This is a genomic window from Nesterenkonia sp. (genome assembly GCF_029265375.1).
Classification (GTDB): Bacteria; Actinomycetota; Actinomycetes; order Actinomycetales; family Micrococcaceae; genus Nesterenkonia.
This window is the reverse complement of the sequence record NZ_JAJUJJ010000005.1, coordinates 19,576-37,408: the sequence shown is the minus strand read 5'-3', so window position 1 is coordinate 37,408 and position 17,833 is coordinate 19,576. Positions and strand designations below refer to the sequence as shown.

The window sequence follows — 17,833 nt, the reverse complement described above, 5'->3', positions numbered from 1 at the left end:
CGCACAGGCGCGGGGCCGCACACGGGCCAGTCCGATCAGACGCTGAAGTACAGCTCGAACTCGTAGGGGTTCGGCCGCAGATTCAGCGGCTCGATCTCCTCTTCACGCTTATAGTCCAGCCACGCCTGGATCAGATCCTCGGTGAACACACCGCCCTCCAGCAGGAACTCGTGGTCGGCCTCCAGGGCGTTCAGCGCCTCATCCAGCGAGCCGGGCGCCTGCGGGATATCCTTCAGCTCCTCGGGAGGCAGCTCATAGAGGTCCTTGTCCACCGGCTCATGCGGCTCAATCCGGTTGCGGATCCCGTCGAGTCCAGCCATCAGCTGCGCGGCGAAGGTCAGGTAGGGGTTGCCCGAGGCGTCCGGAGCGCGGAACTCCAGGCGCTTGGCCTTCGGGTTGGAGCCGGTGATCGGAATCCGAATGGCAGCAGACCGGTTGCCCTGGGAGTAGACCAGCGAGACCGGGGCCTCGTAGCCCTTGACCAGGCGCTTATAGGAGTTCACCGTCGGGTTGGTGAACGCCAGCACCGCGTGGGCGTGCTTGAGCAGACCGCCGATGTACCAGCGCGCGGTGTCGGAGAGGTTGCCGTAACCCTTCTCGTCGAAGAACAGCGGCTCCCCGCCGTTCCACAGCGACTGGTGGCAGTGCATACCGGAGCCATTCTCCCCGAAGACAGGCTTAGGCATGAACGTGGCGGCCTTGCCGAACTGATCGGCGGTGTTCTTCACCACGTACTTGAACTTCTGCAGGTCGTCGGCAGAGTGGGTCAGGGTATTGAACTTGTAGTTGATCTCCTGCTGGCCGGGGCTGCCCACCTCATGGTGGGAGCGCTCCACTGACAGCCCGGCGGCCTCCAGGGCCAGCACGATCGCGTCACGCACATCGGCGGTCTTGTCCTGGGGAGTCACCGGGAAATAGCCGCCCTTAGTGGGCAGTTTGTGGCCCAGATTCCCGCCGGGAATCTCATCGCCGGAGGTCCAGGATGCCTCCTCTGCACCCAGCGCGTAGAAGGACGCCTCGGGAGAGGACTGGTACTTGACGTCGTCGAACAGGAAGAACTCGGCCTCTGCGGCGAAGAAGGCGGTGTCGGCGATGCCGGATGAGGCCAGGTAGTCCTCGGCCTTCTGCGCCACACCGCGGGGGTCGCGGCCGTAGGGCTCGCCGGTGCGCGGGTTGACGATGGAGAAGGTCATCGCCAGGGTCTTCTCCACCCGGTACTCGTCCACAAAGGCGGTGGCGACATCGGGGATCAGCTGCATGTCCGATTCCTGGATGCCCTGGAAGCCGCGGATGGAGGAGCCGTCGAAGAGCTGGCCCTCCTCAAAGAAGTCGAGGTCCACCGTGTGAGCGGGAACGTTGAAATGGTGCTGGCTCCCAGGAAGATCGGTGAAGCGCACGTCGACGAACTTCACTCCCTCTTCCTTGATGAACGTCAGGACTTCCTCAGGACTGGAAAACATGCGTCTGGTGCTCCTTGGTCGGTGTCTGCTGTGGGGAGTGTGCCTCTCAGCCTAGCGAGGTCCTGGTTTCCCCGCGGTCACGCAATTGTTTCGGGCATGTTACAGAATCTGCCCGGCCGTGCCGGGGCGGCGTGCGGACTAGACTGTCACGGTGGCTTCCGCAGATGACGACTCCCACCGCTGGCCCGGCGATGAACTGGGTCTTCCCGCCTCCGGACCCGGCTCACTGGCGCCCTGGGGACGACGCGTCCTGGCGGTCTTCATCGACTGGGGGATCGCCTCGCTGATCTCTGTGACGTGGTTCGCCTATGACGTCTGGGCCACCTTGGGCATCTTCGTGCTGCTCCACGTGGCTCTGACCGGCCTGCTGGGGGTGACCATCGGCAAGCGGCTGGTGCGGATCCAGGTGGTCCGCGGCCACTCGGCTCCGGGCCCGCACCGGGCGCTGCTTCGCACAGCTCTAATGCTTCTGGTGGTGCCGGTGCTGGTGATCTCCGCCGATGGACGCGGTGCCCATGACAGAATCGCAGGGACAGTTCAGCTGCGCATGTGAGGCGCAGCCACCGCCTGAGCATCCGGGGGATCACCACTATGGTTGAGCACTCTGCCGCAGTCTGCCGCGGCATCGCGCTGGGAATGGTCAGTCTGCTGGCACTGAGCGGCTGCGCCGGCGGCGATGACTCCCACGACGTCGAGGACGGGACTATCCCCGCCCCCCAGCTGGAGGACACCGGCGAGGAAAGCGACGACGGCGGCACCGGCGAAGGGGACGACGCTGCCGAGGACACCGGGGACACCGACGACGGCGATGACGCCTCGGCAGACGACCAGACCGAGGCGCAGCAGCAGACGCCCGAATGGCCGGCGGCCAACACCACCACAATGGAACTGGTGGACACCATCAGTGAACCGGTCATCTCACCGAAGTCCGTCGTGGCCAATGGTCACGGCCTGGCGATCGCCAGCAACATGATGTACCAGAACACGATCACCGTCTACGACACGACCTCGCGCGAGCTCGTTCAGGAGCTTTCGGACTCCATCAGCCCGGCGGAGTTCGGCGTTGAGGGGTATCCCGACACTGTGGAGGGCGCACCGGTGGAGGCGGTGTGGACCCCGGACGGGCAGCACGCCTACGTCTCCCAGTACCGGCTCGCCGGACTCGGCGCCGATGCCGAAGACCTCTGCCAGGCAGGAGATGCGATCGCCCCCAGCGCGGTCTACCGCTACAGCGTCGAGGCCCAGGACTGGGACCAGTTCATCGAAGTGGGCCGGGTGCCGAAGTATGTGGAGATGACCCCCGACGGCGAGACGCTGCTGGTCTCCAACTGGTGCGATCATGACCTCTCAGTGGTCGACGTCGACGCCGCAGAGGAGACGATGCGGATCCCGCTGAACTCGCAGCCGCGGGGAATCGTGGTCATGGACGACAACCGGACCGCGTTCGTCACCGCGATGTTCGCCCACGAGATCTACCGAGTGGACCTGGAGACCGGCGATTCAGAGGTCATCGCCCAGACCGGGCAGCGGCCGCGGCACCTGGTGCGCGATGCTGCGGGTGAGAACATCTACATCACGGTGGCCGGCGCGAACCAGCTGCTGCGCATGAACCCGGAGACCGGGGAGATCACAGACAGTACGGCCACCGGCGCCGAACCGCGCAGCATGGCCATCTCGGCAGACGGCACGGCGCTGTACGTGGTGAACTACGACGAGGCCACGGTCTCCAAGTTCGACGCCGAGACGCTGGAGGAGATCGACCGGCTGAGCACCGGAAGCCTTCCGATCGGCGTGACCTACGACGTGCACACCGGCACGGTCTGGGTGTCCAACTACTCCGGCACGATCAGCGTCTACGACGACACAGTGGAACGCTGAGCGGGCACCGCCTGCGCATCTGTTCCGCGGGTGCGGTAGGCGGCCCGGTACCGGTCGAACACTGCTGTGGCCGCTGCGATGACGGCGGCCGAGCCGAGCATATGCAGCCAGACCAGGGCAATCGGCAGCCCCGTGAGGTGCTGCCAGTAGCCGATCAGCCCCTGGAAGAGGATCACCCCCAGCAGAAACCATGCTGCCCGGCGCTGGCCCGGTGAAGCGGACAGTCGGCGCTGACGCAGCAGGATCACCACGGCGGCGGCGCAGAGGATGTAGACCGGCACCACATGCAGCCGGGTGACCAGCTCCGGGTCGAAGGCGTGCCGCGGAGCACCGGGATCCCCAGCATGCGGACCGGTGCCGGTGACCTTGGTCCCAATTACCACCGCAGCCCAGGCGGCCGCCAGCTGAATTGCTGCGAGACCGGCGGTCAGGCCGTCCCGCTGGCCGTCCACCAGAGGCTGGCCGACCCGGCCCTGGTGGTGCAGCTCCAGCCGAATCCGGCCCAGCAGCTGGGTGGCGACCATCACCAGACCCGACGAGACGATGAAGTGCAGCGCCACCACCCAGGGGTTCAGGTCCGTCCAGACGGTGAAGCCACCGATGACTCCCTGCATCGGGATGCCGAAACCGATGATCAGGGTGCGCACCACCAAGGCGCGATGGGTCTCCCACAGCCTCACCACGGCCAGGAACATCGCCACACTGATGGCGATCAGCACGTAGGTCAGCAGCCGGTTGCCGAATTCGATGGCTCCGTGGATGCCCATCTCCGGAGTCGACACCCACGACTCGGCCGTGCAGCGCGGCCACTCAGGGCAGCCGAGGCCGGAATCGGTCAGCCTCACCGCTCCGCCGGTGAGGATGATCGCGATATTGCTCAGCAGGGTGGCCCAGGCCAGCGCGAGGGTTGTTCGCGTGATGCGGGTAGGGAGTCTGGACAGCATTGTGTTCACCTATCTCCAGCGGAACCAGCGACGTGCGGCGAGGACGGCCGCCACGGCCCACCCCGCAAGAATAAGAATCTCCACCAGGGGTGCAGAGCCCTCAGCGGAGGCGGTGCGCGCCGCCTCACCCAGGGCGGCAGACGGCAGCAGAAGCAGCACTCCGGCGGGACCCTCGTGATGCAGCGGGAAGACTGCCCCGCCGGCGGCGCCCATGAGCACCCAGGCCAGGTTGGTGATGGCCAGGGTGGCTTCTGCACGCACAGTGCCGGCCAGCAGCAGCCCCAGCGCGGTGAAGGCGCAGGCGCCGGTCACCAGGCCGATCCCCAGCCACAGCAGGCCCGCCGGCGAAGGTGACCAGCCCAGCGCCCAGGCGGTGGAGCCCAGCACCAGCACCTGCACCACGATGACGCTGAGCACCGCGACGGCTTTGCCCAGGATCAGGCCGGTCGGGCCCAGGGGAGTGGTGGCCAGATAGGCCAGCACTCCGTACTGGCGCTCAAATCCGGTGGCGATCCCCTGTCCGGTGAAGGCCGAGGCCATCACCGCCAGCGCCAGCACTCCCGGCGCGACGGCGTCGATGCCGCCGCTGCCGGCCAGCAGGCCCAGCCGGTGGATCCCGATGAGCACCAGCAGCGGCAGCACGATCGAGACCAGCAGCTGCTCCCCATTGCGCAGAGTATTGCGGGTCTCGTACCGCCCGTGAGCCAGGACCCGGCGCAGCGCCGGCGCCGGAGCCGAGGGCTGAGGGCTGAGGTCTGCAGCACGGCTCACCGGGCGGACACCTCCCAAAAGACGTCCTCCAATGTGCGGGATTCGAAGGTCATCTCGGCCGGCATCATTCCTATCTGCTCCCACCACGCGGCCAGCCGTCCCAGATCCTGCGGAGATGTCAGCCCCGTCACCGCCCAGCGGGCGCCGGGACGGTTGAGCTCGCCGTCGAGCTCCACGGCCAGCGGCGCGGCGGCCAGCTCCGCCTCGGAGAGTCTGCGCGAGGCGGCGAAGACCAGCCGCGCCGGGCGGGTCTGCGATTCGGCGGTCAGTTCGCTGATGGTGCCGTGGCGCACCACCGTGCCGTCCTTGAGGATGAACACAGAGTCGGCCAGCTGCTGAGCCTCCTGCAGCAGATGGGTGGTGAGCACAATGCCGATGCCCGCGGAGCGCAGGTGCTCGATGAGTTCGAAGACCATCTGCCGCGACTCAGGATCCAGACCTGCTGAGGGCTCGTCGAGGAAGACCACCTCTGGCCGGCCGATCAGAGCCGCCGCCAGGGCCACGCGCTGCCGCTGACCCCCGGAGAGCCGGCGAATCCCGGTGGTGAGGAACCGGGACATATCCAGCCGCTCCACCAGATCCGGCAGCGGCCATGGATCGGCGTGCAGCCGCGCCACATGGCCAAGCAGGACGGCCGGGGTCACCGCCTGCGGCAGGCCACCGTCCTGCAGCATCACCCCGACCCGGGCGCGCAGCCGCGCATCGGCCCGGTAAGGATCAGCCCCCAGCAGCCGCACCGTTCCCGCCGAGGGCCGCAGCAGGCCCTGGGCACAGCCCAGCGTGGTGGTCTTTCCCGCTCCGTTGGGACCGATGACGGCGGTGACTTCACCGCGCCGGGCCGTCAGGTCCACCCCGGCGAGGATCTCAGTGACTCCTGCGGCGCTGCGGGCAGATCCCACGGCATAGCGCACCTGGGTCAGGGTCAGGCAGGGGGTGGAGGACGGCACCGCACCAGTCTAGCGTTTTCTACGGCTTGTAGAACATTGCGAGTCCTACTTAGGCCGACCTTGCTGGATCCGCAGTTTTGAATAGGTCATAATAGACTCATGAAATTCAACGTCGAGACGGATGCGGCAGCCGAGGAGCTCGGCGCACGCGAGTCCGACGGCTCCACCCGCGAACGCGTGCTGCAGCTGGTGGTCGAAGAGGGACCGATCAGCGCGGCTCAGCTGGGGCGGAAGCTGAACCTGACCGCCGCGGCGGTGCGCCGGCACCTGGACGCGATGACCGAGCAGGGCATCGTGGAGATCAAGAACGTCGCCGGACGGCGCCGGGGAGCCGGCCGGCCCTCGCGCCGCTATGTGATCTCCTCCCGCGGCCAGCAGGTGCTCGGGGACGACTACCTCAACCTTGTCCGCACCGCTCTGAGCGTACTGCAGGAGCACAGCTCAGCAGCCACCGAGCTCTCCGAAGGCGGCGTGGGCGCCGGGGACCAGCAGGCCGTGGACACCGAAGCGGCCCGCACCCTGGCCCGGGCATATTTTGCGCGGTTCGAGGAGAAGCACGCAGCTCACTTGCAGGGCGTCGAAGACTTGGATGAGCGGACTGAGAAGCTCGCGGCGGCCTTCAATGCGGAAGGCTTCGCCGGATTCACCCGCCTGGTGGGCCGGGACAGCCCGGTGCTGGCCATGCAGTCCACCCAACTGTGCCAGGGCCACTGTCCGATCCAGGAAATAGCAGCAGCCCACCCGGTGTTCTGTGAAGAGGAGACAGCGATGATCGCGCGGCTCCTCAACGTCGATGTCCGGCGGCTCTCCACCCAGGCAGCAGGCGCACATGTCTGCACCACCCACGTACCCGTCGGTCGAGAGAAGCTCGCTGCCGAGCGGGCCTCCCGCACCACTGCGGGCAGCAGATCCAGCTCGGCCGCACCGCGCGGCGGCCGCAAGCGCATCGTCATCTCACCGCGTCAACAAGAGAGGTTGTCATGACCGAGCAGATACAGAAGGCCGAAGAGGCCCTCCGCAGCACCGACGACCCGGGTGTCATCCAGGAGATCCTGGACAACAACCCGGAGCTGAAGGGGCTGGGCAACTATGAGTACGGCTGGTCCGACCCGGATGTGGCCGGCGCCAGCGCCAAGCGCGGCCTGGACGCCTCTGTGGTGGAGGACATCTCCGCGAAGAAGGGCGAGCCTGAGTGGATGCTCAAGCTGCGCAAGAAGGGCCTGAAGTACTTCGAGCGCAAGCCGCTGCCCACCTGGGGAGCCGACCTCTCGGAGATCGACTTCGACCAGATCAAGTACTTCGTGCGCTCCACCGAGAAGCAGGCTCAGACCTGGGAGGACCTGCCCGAGGACATCCGCAACACCTACGAGAAGCTCGGCATCCCGGAGGCCGAGCGTGAGCGTCTGGTGGCCGGTGTGGCTGCCCAGTACGAGTCGGAGGTGGTCTACCACCAGATCCGCGAGGACCTGGAGGCCCAGGGCGTGATCTTCATGGACACCGACACCGCCCTGAAGGAGCACCCCGAGTTCTTCGAGGAGTACTTCGGATCGGTGATTCCGGTCGGCGACAACAAGTTCGCTGCCCTGAACACCGCAGTCTGGTCCGGCGGCTCCTTCGTCTACGTGCCCAAGGGCGTCCACGTGGAGATTCCGCTGCAGGCCTACTTCCGCATCAACACCGAGAACATGGGCCAGTTCGAGCGGACCCTGATCATCGCCGACGAGGACTCCTACGTCCACTACATCGAAGGCTGCACCGCGCCGATCTACAACACCGATTCCCTGCACTCGGCTGTGGTGGAGATCGTGGTGAAGAAGAACGCCCGCGTGCGCTACACCACCATCCAGAACTGGTCCACCAATGTGTACAACCTGGTGACCAAGCGCGCCGTGGTCGACGCCGGCGGCACCATGGAGTGGATCGACGGCAACATCGGCTCCAAGGTGACCATGAAGTACCCGGCGGTCTACCTCACCGGCGAGCACGCCAAGGGCGAGACCCTCTCGGTGGCTTTCGCCGGAGAGGGCCAGCACCAGGACACCGGCTCGAAGATGGTGCATATGGCCCCGAACACCTCGTCCTCCATCGTCTCGAAGTCGGTGGCGCGCTCCGGCGGCCGCGCCTCCTACCGCGGGCTGGTGCAGGTCAACCCGGAGGCGAAGAGTTCGGCGAACTCGGTGGTCTGCGACGCACTGCTGGTGGACACCATCTCCAAGACCGACACCTACCCTTACATCGATATCCGTGAGGACGATGTCACCCTGGGGCATGAGGCCACCGTCTCCAAGGTGTCCGAGGATCAGCTGTTCTACCTGATGAGCCGCGGCCTGGCCGAGGATGAGGCCATGGCCATGATTGTGCGCGGCTTCATCGAGCCGATCGCCCGGGAGCTGCCCATGGAGTACGCCCTGGAGCTCAACCGACTGATCGAGCTGCAGATGGAGGGGTCCGTCGGCTGAGGCCGACCCCCGTCCACAGCAGACGTGATGGCCGCGGCTTCGCGGCCTGCCTGCCGCGCGCCACCTGTGCGCGGCCGCGGAACCAGCACTGACAGATAAGGGATCAGACACCAGATGACGACAACTGATGAGAAGGTCGCCGGAGTCGAGGTCGGGGACAGCCGAATCTCGATCCCCGGCATGACCGAGGAGGGCGAGAACCTCGCTGCCTCGACCAACGCCGCCGCCGAGCACAGCCACGGCGGACTGGGGGAGTCCAAGGAGATCACCTCCGGGGCGGGGTCACGGGCCAACCGGCACACCGGCTTCGACCTGGCCGAGTTCCCTCAGCCCACCGGGCGCGAGGAGGAGTGGCGATTCACCCCGGTGAAGAAGCTCGCCGGGGTGCTGTCGGACACCCCCACCGCCGAGGCCGGCACCGACCAGGAGCCCGTGGACTACCAGGTCACAGAGGGACTTCAGGGCGTGACCGTAGGGACGCTGCGCGACGGCGAAGCACCCCGCGGCACCGTGCTGCAGCCGGCCGACCGCGCCGCCGTGCTCGCCTACCGGCACACCGATCAGGCTCTGCACGTTCGGGTGGACGAGGACGCTGAGGTCACCGAGCCCATCCGGATCACCGTCACCGGAACGCAGGCCGGGGCCCGGGCGAACAGCCACATCGTGCTCGAGGCCGGCCGGCACGCCCGCGCCGTCTTCGTCCTGGAGCACCGCGGCAGCGCCGACTTCAACGGCAACGTCGAGGTCAAGGTGGCCGAGGGTGCCGATGTCAGTGTCATCTCTCTGCAGCGCTGGGCCGACGATGCCGTGCACGTCGGTCAGCACGACGCCGAAGTCGGCTCCGATGCGCGCTACAAGCATGTGGCCGTGTCCCTGGGCGGCAGCGTGGTCCGGCTCAACGCCAACTTCCGCTACGCCGGAGAGGGCGCCGAGGCGGAGATGTACGGACTGTACTTCGCCGATGCCGGCCAGCACATCGAGCACCGCACCTTCGTGGACCACAACACCCCCCGGAACAGCTCCAATGTGCTCTACAAGGGCGCTCTGCAGGGTCAGACCGCCCGGACCGTGTGGGTCGGCGATGTGCTCATCCGCAAGGCCGCCGAAGGCACCGACTCCTATGAGAAGAACCAGAACCTGATTCTCACCGACGGGGCGCGGGCCGACTCTGTGCCGAACCTGGAGATCGAGACCGGCGTCATCGAAGGTGCCGGCCACGCCTCCTCCACCGGGCGGTTCGACGAGAACCACCTCTTCTACCTCATGGCCCGCGGCATTCCGGAGAAGCAGGCCCGCCAGCTGGTGGTCCGCGGCTTCCTCCACGAGATCATCCAGAAGATCGGGGTGGCCTCCATCGAGGAGTCCCTGGCCGAGGACCTGGAGAACGAGCTGGAGATCCACGGCAACTGAGCCGCACCGGACCCGCCGCCCGACGTCGACCCTTCACACTGAACTTTTAGGAAAAGGACACAGCGCATAATGTCAACTCTCGAGATCAAGGACCTGCACGTCTCCATCGAGACCGAGCAGGGCACCAAGGAGATCCTCAAAGGCGTCTCGCTGACCATCAGCTCCGGCGAGAAGCACGCCATCATGGGCCCCAACGGCTCGGGCAAGTCCACCCTGGCCGCCACCATCGCCGGGCACCCCCGCTACGAGGTCACCTCCGGCTCGATCACCCTCGACGGCGAGGACGTGCTGGAGATGGAGGTCGACGAGCGGGCCCGCGCCGGCCTGTTCCTGGCCATGCAGTACCCGGTGGAGGTTCCGGGTGTGACCATGACCAACTTCCTGCGCACTGCCAAGACCGCTATCGACGGCGAGGCTCCGAAGATCCGCACCTGGACCAAGGACGTCAAGGAGGCGATGGCCAAGCTGAAGATCGACGCTGACTTTGCCAACCGCAACGTCAATGAGGGATTCTCCGGCGGTGAGAAGAAGCGGGTCGAGATCCTGCAGCTGGAGCTGTTCAAGCCGAAGATCGCTGTGCTGGATGAGACCGACTCCGGCCTGGACATCGATGCGCTGCGCGTGGTCTCCGAAGGCGTGAACCGCGCCCACGCGGAGAACAACATGGGAACCCTGCTGATCACCCACTACACGCGCATCCTCAACTACATCAAGCCGGACTACGTCCACGTCTTCGTCGACGGCAAGGTCGCTGAGCAGGGCGGTCCGGAGCTGGCTGACGAGCTGGAGGCCAACGGGTACGACCGCTTCCTCGCAGCTGCAGCCTGAGCCACCGAGACGGAGAGGCAGGTACGTGACCTCAGTGCGTGACGTCGCCGCCGATTTTCCGCTGCTGGGCCGTACGGTCCGCGGCGGGAAGCGGCTGGTCTACCTGGATACCGGTGCCACCGCCCAGAAGCCGGCCGCCGTGCTGGAGGCCGAGAGGCGCTTCAACACCGAGTCCAACGCTGCGGTGCACCGCGGAGCCCATCAGATCGCCGAGGAGGCCACCGAAGCCTATGAGGCGGCCCGGGCGGCAGTGGCCCAGTTCGTCGGCGCAGACTTCGCGGAGATCGTCTGGACCAAGAACGCCACTGAGGCGCTGAACCTGGTGGCCTACGGCTTCCTCAACGCCACACTTGGGCGCGGAGGAGCCGAGGCCGAGCAGTTCCGCCTGGCACCGGGCGACGAGATCGTGGTCACCGAGCTGGAGCACCACGCCAACCTGGTGCCCTGGCAGGAGCTGGCGGCCAAGACCGGTGCGGTGCTGCGGTGGATACCGGTCACCGACGAGGGTCGGCTGGATCCCGCCGGCTTCGAGGTGATCGGGGAGCGCACCCGGATCGTGGCCTTCACCCACGCCTCCAATGTCACCGGTGCGGTCACCGACGTCGCACCCCTGGTGCAGCGGGCCCGCAGCGTCGGCGCCTACACCGTCCTCGATGCCTGCCAGTCCGCGGCGCATCTGCCGATCGACCTCCACTGCCTGGGTGTGGACTTTGCCGCGTTCTCCGGGCACAAGATGCTCGCTCCCACCGGAGTGGGAGCCCTCTACGGACGTGCCGAGCTTCTCGACGCGATGCCGCCGGTGCTGACCGGCGGATCCATGGTGGAGATCGTGACCATGGAGGAGACCACGTTCATGCCTCCGCCGCAGCGGTTCGAGGCGGGCACCCAGATGGTCGCCCAAACAGTGGGTATGCACGCAGCCGTGGACTATCTCTCCGAGCTGGGCATGGACCGTATGGCCGCCCATGAGCACCGGCTGACCCAGCTGATGCTCGAAGGGCTCGCCGAGATCCCGGAGGTGCGGGTCCTCGGGCCGGCCTCTGCCGAGGACCGGCTGGCCGTGGCGGCGTTCGACGTCGAGGGCGTCCACCCCCACGATGTGGGGCAAGTGCTCGACGACGACGGCATCGCCGTGCGCGTGGGCCACCACTGCGCCCAACCGGTGCACCGGGCTTTCGGCGTCCACGCCTCCACCAGGGCGTCGGCCGGGATCTACACCACAGAAGCTGATGTGGAGGCGTTCCTGGCCGGACTGCGCCGGGTCGTTCAATTCTTCCGAGGAGGCTGAGATGTCCTCAGCGATGCAGCAGCTCTACCAGCAGGTCATTTTGGACCACTCCCGGCAGCGCTCCGGATACGGCGAGCTGGACCAGCCCCAGGGCGAATCCTTTCAGGTCAACCCCACCTGCGGTGACGAGTGCCGGGTGCAGGTTCGGCTCGACGGCAGGCGCCTGGGCCAGCTGGGCTGGACCGGAAGGGGCTGCTCTATATCCCAGGCCTCACTGTCGATCATGCATGAGATGCTCGAAGGCGAAAGCATCGACGACGCCGAGGAACTGGGGGAGCTGTTCCGCGAGCTCATGCACGCCCGCGGCAAGGAGCTGGAGCCCCAGAAGCAGGAGCAGCTCGAAGACCTCAGCGCCTTCACCGGTGTGGCGCAGTATCCAGCCAGGATCAAATGCGCCCTGCTGGGATGGATGGCGCTGCGGGACGCCATTATTCAGGCACAGCACGGGTGAACCGTGGTGTCAGAGCCTCGGCTGGGGCATAGTGGAACACGTCAGGACGTTACGCGTGGTGAATACGCGCGAAGAGAGGAGGCGGCGATGAGCGAGACCGCTGCGACACAGACTCCGCTGGAGGATATCGAAGAGGCCCTCAAAGAGGTCATCGACCCTGAGCTGGGCATCAATGTGGTGGACCTGGGCCTGCTCTATGGTCTGCACTACGCCGAGGACGGCGCACTGATCATCGATATGACCCTGACCACCGCAGCCTGCCCGCTGACCGATGTCCTGGAGGACCAGGTGGGCCAGCATGTGGGCACCATGGTGGACGAGTGGCGGCTCAACTGGGTCTGGATGCCGCCGTGGGGCCCGGAGAAGATCACCGAGGACGGCAAAGAGCAGATGCGCGCCCTCGGCTTCAACATCTGATCTGACCCCTCCAGCCCCCTGATCACAGGGGATCACCCCGGGGGTGAAGATCCGGATCACCCCCCAGAACAGTCGCACAGCCGCCCTCGGGGCCCCACAGTAGATGTGTCAGCACCACACATCTTCTGAAGGGGCCCCGAGCACTGTGATCCTGCGCCACCCAGCCACAGCAGACATCGCCACCGGCGAAGGTCCGGTCATTCGCCGTCGCGTCCCGCTGCTGGACGTGGTGGTCACCCCCTACCGGGTCGAGGAACTCCTGCTGCGCATCGGCCGGGCGGTCACTGCCCGCCGCCGGCTGCTGGTGGCCGGGCACAATCTGCACTCAGTCCACCTCTGTCACCAGGACCGGTGGCTGCGCGAATTCTACGAAGACTGCGACGTTGTGCTGGTCGACGGGATGCCGGTCCTGGCTGCCCTGAGCCTGGGAGATCTCACCCGCGGCAGATAACTGAGCGGACCCCAACGCCGCCTGGGCTCCACCGACTGGATTGACCACTGCGCGGCCCTGGCACCGGTGCGGCGCATCGCCCTGCTGGGCGCCTCCGCCGACGCCAATGCCGCAGCAGCCGCTGCCCTGGAGAGCACCCCAGTCCACGCACCCGACTGCCTCAGCCTGCCCGCCGATCCCTGGCAGCCCGAACGGCTTCCGGAGATCGCCGCACAGATCAGCGCCTTCGCCCCCGATGTGCTGCTCATCGGCATGGGAATGCCGCTGCAGGAACGGGTGGCAGCCCAGCTGGCACAGCTGACCGATGTGCCGGTGATCGCCGCAGTGGGCGGGGCCATCGACCAAATATCCGGGGCGCAGCCGCTGGCCCCGCGATGGCTGGGCCGGCTCGGCCTGGAATGGCTCTTCCGGCTCCTATCAGACCCCCGCCGCCTGGCGCACCGCTACCTGGTGGAGCCTGTGCTGCTGCGGAAGACCCTCGTCGCCCGAAAGGCCAGACCATGATCCGTGCGCCCCACTCTGCCGAGGTCACCGCGGTGATCCCCACCACCGGGCGGGTCAGCCTGAAAGCCGCCGTGCAGTCGGTGCTGCGTCAGAGCGTGGAGGTCATCCCACTGGTCGTGCTCGATGACCCCTCTGCCCAGAATCAGGTCTGCCACACCCTCCGCGGGCTGAAGTACCACCTGATCAGCATCCCCGGCGGATGCGGCGCCGCAGCGGCCCGAAACCTCGGGGCAGCCGCGGCCGGCACGGAGTACGTGGCCTTCCTCGACGACGACGACCAGTGGGTGGCGCAGAAGACCGAACGCCGGCTGGCCCAGCTGCGCGAAAACCTCGCCGCACACGGAGACAGCATCGTCTCGGCCCGCATCCTGCTGGTCGGTGAGACCAGCAAGGTGGTCCCCGAAAGTCTCTACGGGCCCGGGACCGACATCAGCAGCTATGTCCTGGACCGCTCGACGCTGCGCCTGCGGCGATGCTTCATGCAGTCCTCCTCCCTGCTGTGCCGCCGCCGCACCGCGCTGCAGGTGCCGTGGAACGAAAAGCTGGCCCGGCACCAGGACTGGGACTGGCTCGTCGCACTGCAGCGTCACGGTGTCCACATCGCACAGCTTCTCGACGTGCTGGTGAGGGTCTTCCAACACAGCCCGGACTCAGTGTCGAACACTCCGAACTGGCAGGCATCGGTCGCCTGGCTGCAGACCCTGCCGCCCACCGTCACCACCCGGGCCCGGGGCGACTTCATCACCTCCATTGTGGCCCGCGGCGCCTTCGAATCCGGCTCCCTGGTCCGGGGCGCCCAGGAACTCCTTCGCGGTGTGGCCGCCGGCGCCCACCCGGCCGCCGCCGTGGTCGGACTGACCGGATTCGTCAGGTACGGCCGGTACCGCCGTGGCTGAGACCAGCTGGCTGACGGTCCTGGCACGCACCGCTGCCCTGCGGCTGTGCGCGCTGCCGGTCACCGCCGTCTGCGTCTTCGCCTCAGCCTCGATGACCATCCACTACGCCGGAGCCTCAGCCTTCGGAATCGTCTCGATGATCGCGCAGCTGCAGCTGGCGCTTCCCTTCGCTGACCTGGGACTCGGTGCAGCCGTGGCCCGGGCTGCCGCGCAGCCGGACCGCCGATACGCGGCGGCGCTGATCCTGCGCACCGCCGCGCTGCTGGCCGCCATCGGCGGCGCCGGCGCGGCCGTGGTGATCATGCTGGGCATGCAGGGCACCTGGTCGGCGCTGCTCAATGTCCCGGCCGGGCTGGAGAGTCAGCTGGACACGGCCGTCACGGTGGTGCTGGCGGTGTTCCTGCTCTCCCTGCCGCTGGGAATCGCCGAACGGATTCTGCTCGGCGCCGACCGGGCCGCGCTCCTGGTGGTGCTGGGGGTGATACCCGCACTGGGAAACCTCTGCTGGATCGCCGCCGCCGGTGCCCTGGGACTCCCGCCCATCTGGCTGGTGCTCGGACTGCCGCTGGGCATCCTCGGGTTCCTCGCCGCCTGCCTGTGGTTCGCCCTGGGCAGCTCCCGCACCCGCTGGTGCGCCGTGTGGCAGCTGCGGCAGGCCGCGGGCGCGCAGGAGGTTCCGGTGGGCAGCATTCTGCTGGGCGGGCTGCCGGTGGTGGCCGCCACCGTGCTGTGGCCGCGATTCGCCCGTGGAGCCGGCCGGGGCCTGTGGCGTCAGGGCAATACGGTGCTGATCGGACTGGCCGCCGGCGCCGGCGCCGGCTATCTGCTGCTGGCCCGCCCCGCAGCATCGCTGATCTCCGGCGGCGCCATCGAACTCGGCTGGCCGGTGGTGACGCTGCTGGCCGCAGTGGTGCCGCTGACCCTGGTGATGACCGGCTCGCTGGGGGCAGCCGCACCCGCGGTGGCGATGCTCTGCGCCGTCCTGGCCGCCCAAGTGGTTCCCGGCATGGTGCTGGCCGCCCGAAGGATCGACTCAGCCGACCCGGCCGTCCGGGTCCCCGCCGTCAAGGAAGAGAGCACCGCCTCATGAACCGTACACTGCTCAGCCCCGCCGCCCGCCGTATGCTGACCCCCGTCCCGGATCCGCTGCTCCGCCACCTGATGTACCGATGGCGATCCGGCCGCTGGGGTCGGTTCACCCAGCCGGAGCGGTTCACCGAACACCTGAACCACCGGATGCTCCACGACCGCAGCCCCCACCTGGCATTGACCTGCGACAAGCTGCGGATGAAGGCCTACGCCGCCGCGCGGACCACGAAGGTGCACATTCCCGAGACCCTCTGGGAGGGCCGAGACCTGTCCTGGCTGAACCTTCGCGAACTGCCTGAGCACTGGGTGATCAAACCCAATCATGCCTCCGGTGCGGTGGCATTCGGGGACTGTCAGACCACTCTGGAGCAGCTGCGCGCGATGACCGCCGGGGGGGCTGCGCCTGTTCGACCGGGCAGCAGTGGGGGAGTGGCCCTACACCCAGGCCGAACGCACACTTCTGATCGAGCCCCGGCTCGGCGACGGGGTACCGCTGAACGACTACAAGCTGTACGTCTTCCACGGGGAGGTGAAGCTGCTGCACGTGGACACTGGGCGGTTCTCCGGGACGTTCGGCGAACAGTTCTGCCTTCCCGACTTCACCCCGGTAGGCATTGTCAACAACGCTCCGCCGCCGCAGCAGCCGCTGCACGCCCCCGAATCGCTGGCGACGATGGTCGCCGCCGCCGCAGTGATCGCCGCGGACTTCGACTTCATGAGGGTGGATTTCTACGAAGTCGACGGCCGTCCATGGTTCGGCGAGCTCACCCCATACCCCTCGGGCGGGATGGACCCCTTCGAGCCGGAATGGGTGGACCACATGATGGGCGCCTGGTGGTCCCGCCGCCCGTTCAACCGCACTCCGCTGGAACAGGTGCAGCTGATATGAGCGGGCAGCTGATGGATCGCGCCGCGCCGACGAGGATGACGGCGAGCCCCCCGGCCCCACCGGACGCCGCAGAGCTGACCGGCTTCTGGGGTCCCGCGCAGGCGCGGCGCTGGCAGCACGGCTACGCACGCCGGCTGACGATCACCGACGCCGCGGTCATCGCCCTGGCCCTGGCGGTCTCCCACACGCTGCGCGTCCCCGAGGAGCTGTGGAGCTCCCACTGGCTCCTTTCAGCCGCACTGCTGACCGGCTGGATGGCGGCCCTGCACCTGGCCGGCTCCCGCGACTGGAAGATCTTCGGCAGCGGCTTCCCGGAGTACCGGCGGGTGGTGCACGCCACCTTCACGCTCTTCGGGCTGCTGGCAATCCTCGCCTTCGCCATGCGCTGGGAGATCTCCCGCGGCTACCTGCTGATGGCGCTGCCGCTCGGGCTCGGTCTGCTGCTGATCTCCCGCTGGCTGTGGCGACGCCAGCTCAACAGCCGACGTCGTCGGGGCCGCTGGAGACACCGATCAGTGGTGGTGGGCGAAGCCTCCAAAGCTGCCCACGTCGCCGCCCAGATCAGGCGGGCCGGCGGGGCCACCGGGATCACGGTCACCGAGACCATCACGCACTGCTCCGTGGCCGGGATCGTGGACACGGTCACCTCAGCTGCGGCAGATATGGTCATCCTCACCAGCGCCGACGCCCTGGGGCCGAAGTCCATGCGGGAACTGGGCTGGCAGCTGTCCACCCTGGACGTGGACGTGGTGGTCGTCCCCTCGCTGACTGATGTGGCGGGCCCGCGCATCCACGCCCGCCCGCTGGCAGGGCTGCCGCTGATCCACGTGGACTATCCCCGGCTGTCTGGCCGGGCAGCACTGGTGAAGCGCTGCTTCGACATCGCCTTCTCACTCACCGTTCTGACCCTGCTGGCGCCGCTGCTGGCCGCCGTCGCCGTGGCCGTGCGCTGGGACAGCCCCGGCCCCGCCTTCTTCCGGCAGGAACGAATCGGACTGCGGCACACCCGGTTCGGGATGCTGAAGTTCCGCTCCATGGTCACCGACGCCGAAGGGCATCGCCAGCGCCTGCTGGCCCAGTCGGAGGGAAACGGGGTGCTGTTCAAGATGAAGCAGGCCCCCGGGTCACCCGCGTAGGACGTCTGCTGCGCC

The 17,833-nt window shown here is 67.5% G+C and carries 19 protein-coding genes and 1 pseudogene; 16 read left to right on the top strand and 4 right to left on the bottom strand.

Features of this window, described 5'->3' with window-relative positions; genetic code table 11:
* Positions 1-35 precede the first annotated feature (35 nt).
* Positions 36-1,460, bottom strand: coding sequence for a type I glutamate--ammonia ligase (gene glnA, locus Q1K09_RS03290; RefSeq protein WP_300343203.1), 1,425 nt, complete (start codon positions 1,458-1,460; stop codon positions 36-38).
* 151 nt (positions 1,461-1,611) lie between these two features.
* Here glnA and Q1K09_RS03285 point away from each other — a divergent pair, with 151 nt between their 5' ends.
* The gene (locus Q1K09_RS03285; RefSeq protein ID WP_300343201.1) at positions 1,612-2,013 is read left to right on the top strand and encodes an RDD family protein; all 402 of its coding nucleotides are present in this window, start codon (positions 1,612-1,614) and stop codon (positions 2,011-2,013) included.
* A 38-nt stretch (positions 2,014-2,051) separates the two neighbouring features.
* Positions 2,052-3,338: a beta-propeller fold lactonase family protein gene (locus Q1K09_RS03280; RefSeq protein ID WP_300343199.1), complete on the top strand. Its 1,287-nt coding sequence runs from the start codon at positions 2,052-2,054 to the stop codon at positions 3,336-3,338.
* Here the strand turns inward: Q1K09_RS03280 and Q1K09_RS03275 are convergent.
* The 3 genes from Q1K09_RS03275 to Q1K09_RS03265 are packed head-to-tail and all read right to left on the bottom strand — an operon-like array spanning position 3,314 to position 6,000.
* Positions 3,314-4,282 (bottom strand): COX15/CtaA family protein, encoded by a 969-nt coding sequence (locus Q1K09_RS03275; RefSeq protein WP_300343197.1) that lies wholly within the window; start codon positions 4,280-4,282, stop codon positions 3,314-3,316. The two genes, Q1K09_RS03280 and Q1K09_RS03275, sit on opposite strands and share 25 nt — an antisense overlap.
* Before the next feature lie 9 nt (positions 4,283-4,291).
* Positions 4,292-5,053, bottom strand: coding sequence for an ABC transporter permease (locus tag Q1K09_RS03270; RefSeq protein WP_300343195.1), 762 nt, complete (start codon positions 5,051-5,053; stop codon positions 4,292-4,294).
* The gene (locus tag Q1K09_RS03265; RefSeq protein WP_300343194.1) at positions 5,050-6,000 is read right to left on the bottom strand and encodes an ABC transporter ATP-binding protein; all 951 of its coding nucleotides are present in this window, start codon (positions 5,998-6,000) and stop codon (positions 5,050-5,052) included. Before Q1K09_RS03265 ends, Q1K09_RS03270 begins: the two co-directional genes overlap by 4 nt.
* 99 nt (positions 6,001-6,099) lie before the next feature.
* On the opposite strand from Q1K09_RS03265, the gene Q1K09_RS03260 reads away from it, so the two are divergent.
* From Q1K09_RS03260 to Q1K09_RS03200, 14 genes and pseudogenes are all read left to right on the top strand, one after another.
* Positions 6,100-6,984 (top strand): winged helix-turn-helix transcriptional regulator, encoded by an 885-nt coding sequence (locus Q1K09_RS03260; RefSeq protein WP_300343192.1) that lies wholly within the window; start codon positions 6,100-6,102, stop codon positions 6,982-6,984.
* Positions 6,981-8,459, top strand: a complete 1,479-nt coding sequence (gene sufB / locus Q1K09_RS03255) for a Fe-S cluster assembly protein SufB (RefSeq protein ID WP_300343190.1) — start codon at positions 6,981-6,983, stop codon at positions 8,457-8,459. The genes Q1K09_RS03260 and sufB overlap by 4 nt, the downstream gene beginning before the upstream one ends.
* A gap of 114 nt (positions 8,460-8,573) precedes the next feature.
* Positions 8,574-9,869, top strand: a complete 1,296-nt coding sequence (sufD, locus tag Q1K09_RS03250; RefSeq protein WP_300343188.1) for a Fe-S cluster assembly protein SufD — start codon at positions 8,574-8,576, stop codon at positions 9,867-9,869.
* Positions 9,870-9,938: 69 nt separating this feature from the next.
* Positions 9,939-10,697, top strand: coding sequence for a Fe-S cluster assembly ATPase SufC (gene sufC, locus Q1K09_RS03245; protein ID WP_300343186.1), 759 nt, complete (start codon positions 9,939-9,941; stop codon positions 10,695-10,697).
* A gap of 25 nt (positions 10,698-10,722) precedes the next feature.
* Positions 10,723-11,985, top strand: coding sequence for a SufS family cysteine desulfurase (locus Q1K09_RS03240; RefSeq protein WP_300343184.1), 1,263 nt, complete (start codon positions 10,723-10,725; stop codon positions 11,983-11,985).
* A gap of 1 nt (position 11,986) precedes the next feature.
* The gene (gene sufU / locus Q1K09_RS03235) at positions 11,987-12,436 is read left to right on the top strand and encodes a Fe-S cluster assembly sulfur transfer protein SufU (RefSeq protein ID WP_300343183.1); all 450 of its coding nucleotides are present in this window, start codon (positions 11,987-11,989) and stop codon (positions 12,434-12,436) included.
* An 87-nt stretch (positions 12,437-12,523) separates the two neighbouring features.
* Positions 12,524-12,853 (top strand): metal-sulfur cluster assembly factor, encoded by a 330-nt coding sequence (locus Q1K09_RS03230; RefSeq protein ID WP_300343182.1) that lies wholly within the window; start codon positions 12,524-12,526, stop codon positions 12,851-12,853.
* 145 nt (positions 12,854-12,998) lie between these two features.
* Positions 12,999-13,304 (top strand): hypothetical protein, encoded by a 306-nt coding sequence (locus Q1K09_RS03225; RefSeq protein WP_300343180.1) that lies wholly within the window; start codon positions 12,999-13,001, stop codon positions 13,302-13,304.
* Positions 13,305-13,808, top strand: a complete 504-nt coding sequence (locus tag Q1K09_RS03220) for a WecB/TagA/CpsF family glycosyltransferase (RefSeq protein WP_366908942.1) — start codon at positions 13,305-13,307, stop codon at positions 13,806-13,808.
* Positions 13,805-14,704 (top strand): glycosyltransferase family A protein, encoded by a 900-nt coding sequence (locus Q1K09_RS03215; RefSeq protein ID WP_300343178.1) that lies wholly within the window; start codon positions 13,805-13,807, stop codon positions 14,702-14,704. Before Q1K09_RS03220 ends, Q1K09_RS03215 begins: the two co-directional genes overlap by 4 nt.
* Complete coding sequence (locus Q1K09_RS03210) at positions 14,697-15,794, top strand: hypothetical protein (protein ID WP_300343176.1); 1,098 nt, start codon at positions 14,697-14,699, stop codon at positions 15,792-15,794. The genes Q1K09_RS03215 and Q1K09_RS03210 overlap by 8 nt, the downstream gene beginning before the upstream one ends.
* A pseudogene (locus Q1K09_RS13060) lies at positions 15,791-16,159 on the top strand (ATP-grasp fold amidoligase family protein); the annotation flags it as partial. The gene Q1K09_RS03210 and the pseudogene Q1K09_RS13060, both read left to right, overlap by 4 nt.
* 55 nt (positions 16,160-16,214) lie before the next feature.
* Positions 16,215-16,682 carry an ATP-grasp fold amidoligase family protein gene (locus Q1K09_RS03205; RefSeq protein ID WP_300343175.1) on the top strand — a complete coding sequence of 156 codons (468 nt, stop codon included), beginning with the start codon at positions 16,215-16,217 and terminating at the stop codon, positions 16,680-16,682.
* Positions 16,679-17,818, top strand: coding sequence for a sugar transferase (locus tag Q1K09_RS03200; RefSeq protein ID WP_300343173.1), 1,140 nt, complete (start codon positions 16,679-16,681; stop codon positions 17,816-17,818). The genes Q1K09_RS03205 and Q1K09_RS03200 overlap by 4 nt, the downstream gene beginning before the upstream one ends.
* Positions 17,819-17,833 lie beyond the last annotated feature (15 nt).

What these genes read in the sequence shown, in the direction of transcription:
- glnA (WP_300343203.1), bottom strand. Translation starts at nt 1,460, where the DNA reads ATGTTTTCCAGTCCTGAGGAAGTCCTGACGTTCATCAAGGAAGAGGGA.
- Q1K09_RS03280 (WP_300343199.1), top strand. Translation starts at nt 2,052, where the DNA reads ATGGTTGAGCACTCTGCCGCAGTCTGCCGCGGCATCGCGCTGGGAATG.
- Q1K09_RS03275 (WP_300343197.1), bottom strand. Translation starts at nt 4,282, where the DNA reads ATGCTGTCCAGACTCCCTACCCGCATCACGCGAACAACCCTCGCGCTG.
- Q1K09_RS03260 (WP_300343192.1), top strand. Translation starts at nt 6,100, where the DNA reads ATGAAATTCAACGTCGAGACGGATGCGGCAGCCGAGGAGCTCGGCGCA.
- sufB (WP_300343190.1), top strand. Translation starts at nt 6,981, where the DNA reads ATGACCGAGCAGATACAGAAGGCCGAAGAGGCCCTCCGCAGCACCGAC.
- sufD (WP_300343188.1), top strand. Translation starts at nt 8,574, where the DNA reads ATGACGACAACTGATGAGAAGGTCGCCGGAGTCGAGGTCGGGGACAGC.
- sufC (WP_300343186.1), top strand. Translation starts at nt 9,939, where the DNA reads ATGTCAACTCTCGAGATCAAGGACCTGCACGTCTCCATCGAGACCGAG.
- sufU (WP_300343183.1), top strand. Translation starts at nt 11,987, where the DNA reads ATGTCCTCAGCGATGCAGCAGCTCTACCAGCAGGTCATTTTGGACCAC.
- Q1K09_RS03230 (WP_300343182.1), top strand. Translation starts at nt 12,524, where the DNA reads ATGAGCGAGACCGCTGCGACACAGACTCCGCTGGAGGATATCGAAGAG.
- Q1K09_RS03215 (WP_300343178.1), top strand. Translation starts at nt 13,805, where the DNA reads ATGATCCGTGCGCCCCACTCTGCCGAGGTCACCGCGGTGATCCCCACC.
- Q1K09_RS03200 (WP_300343173.1), top strand. Translation starts at nt 16,679, where the DNA reads ATGAGCGGGCAGCTGATGGATCGCGCCGCGCCGACGAGGATGACGGCG.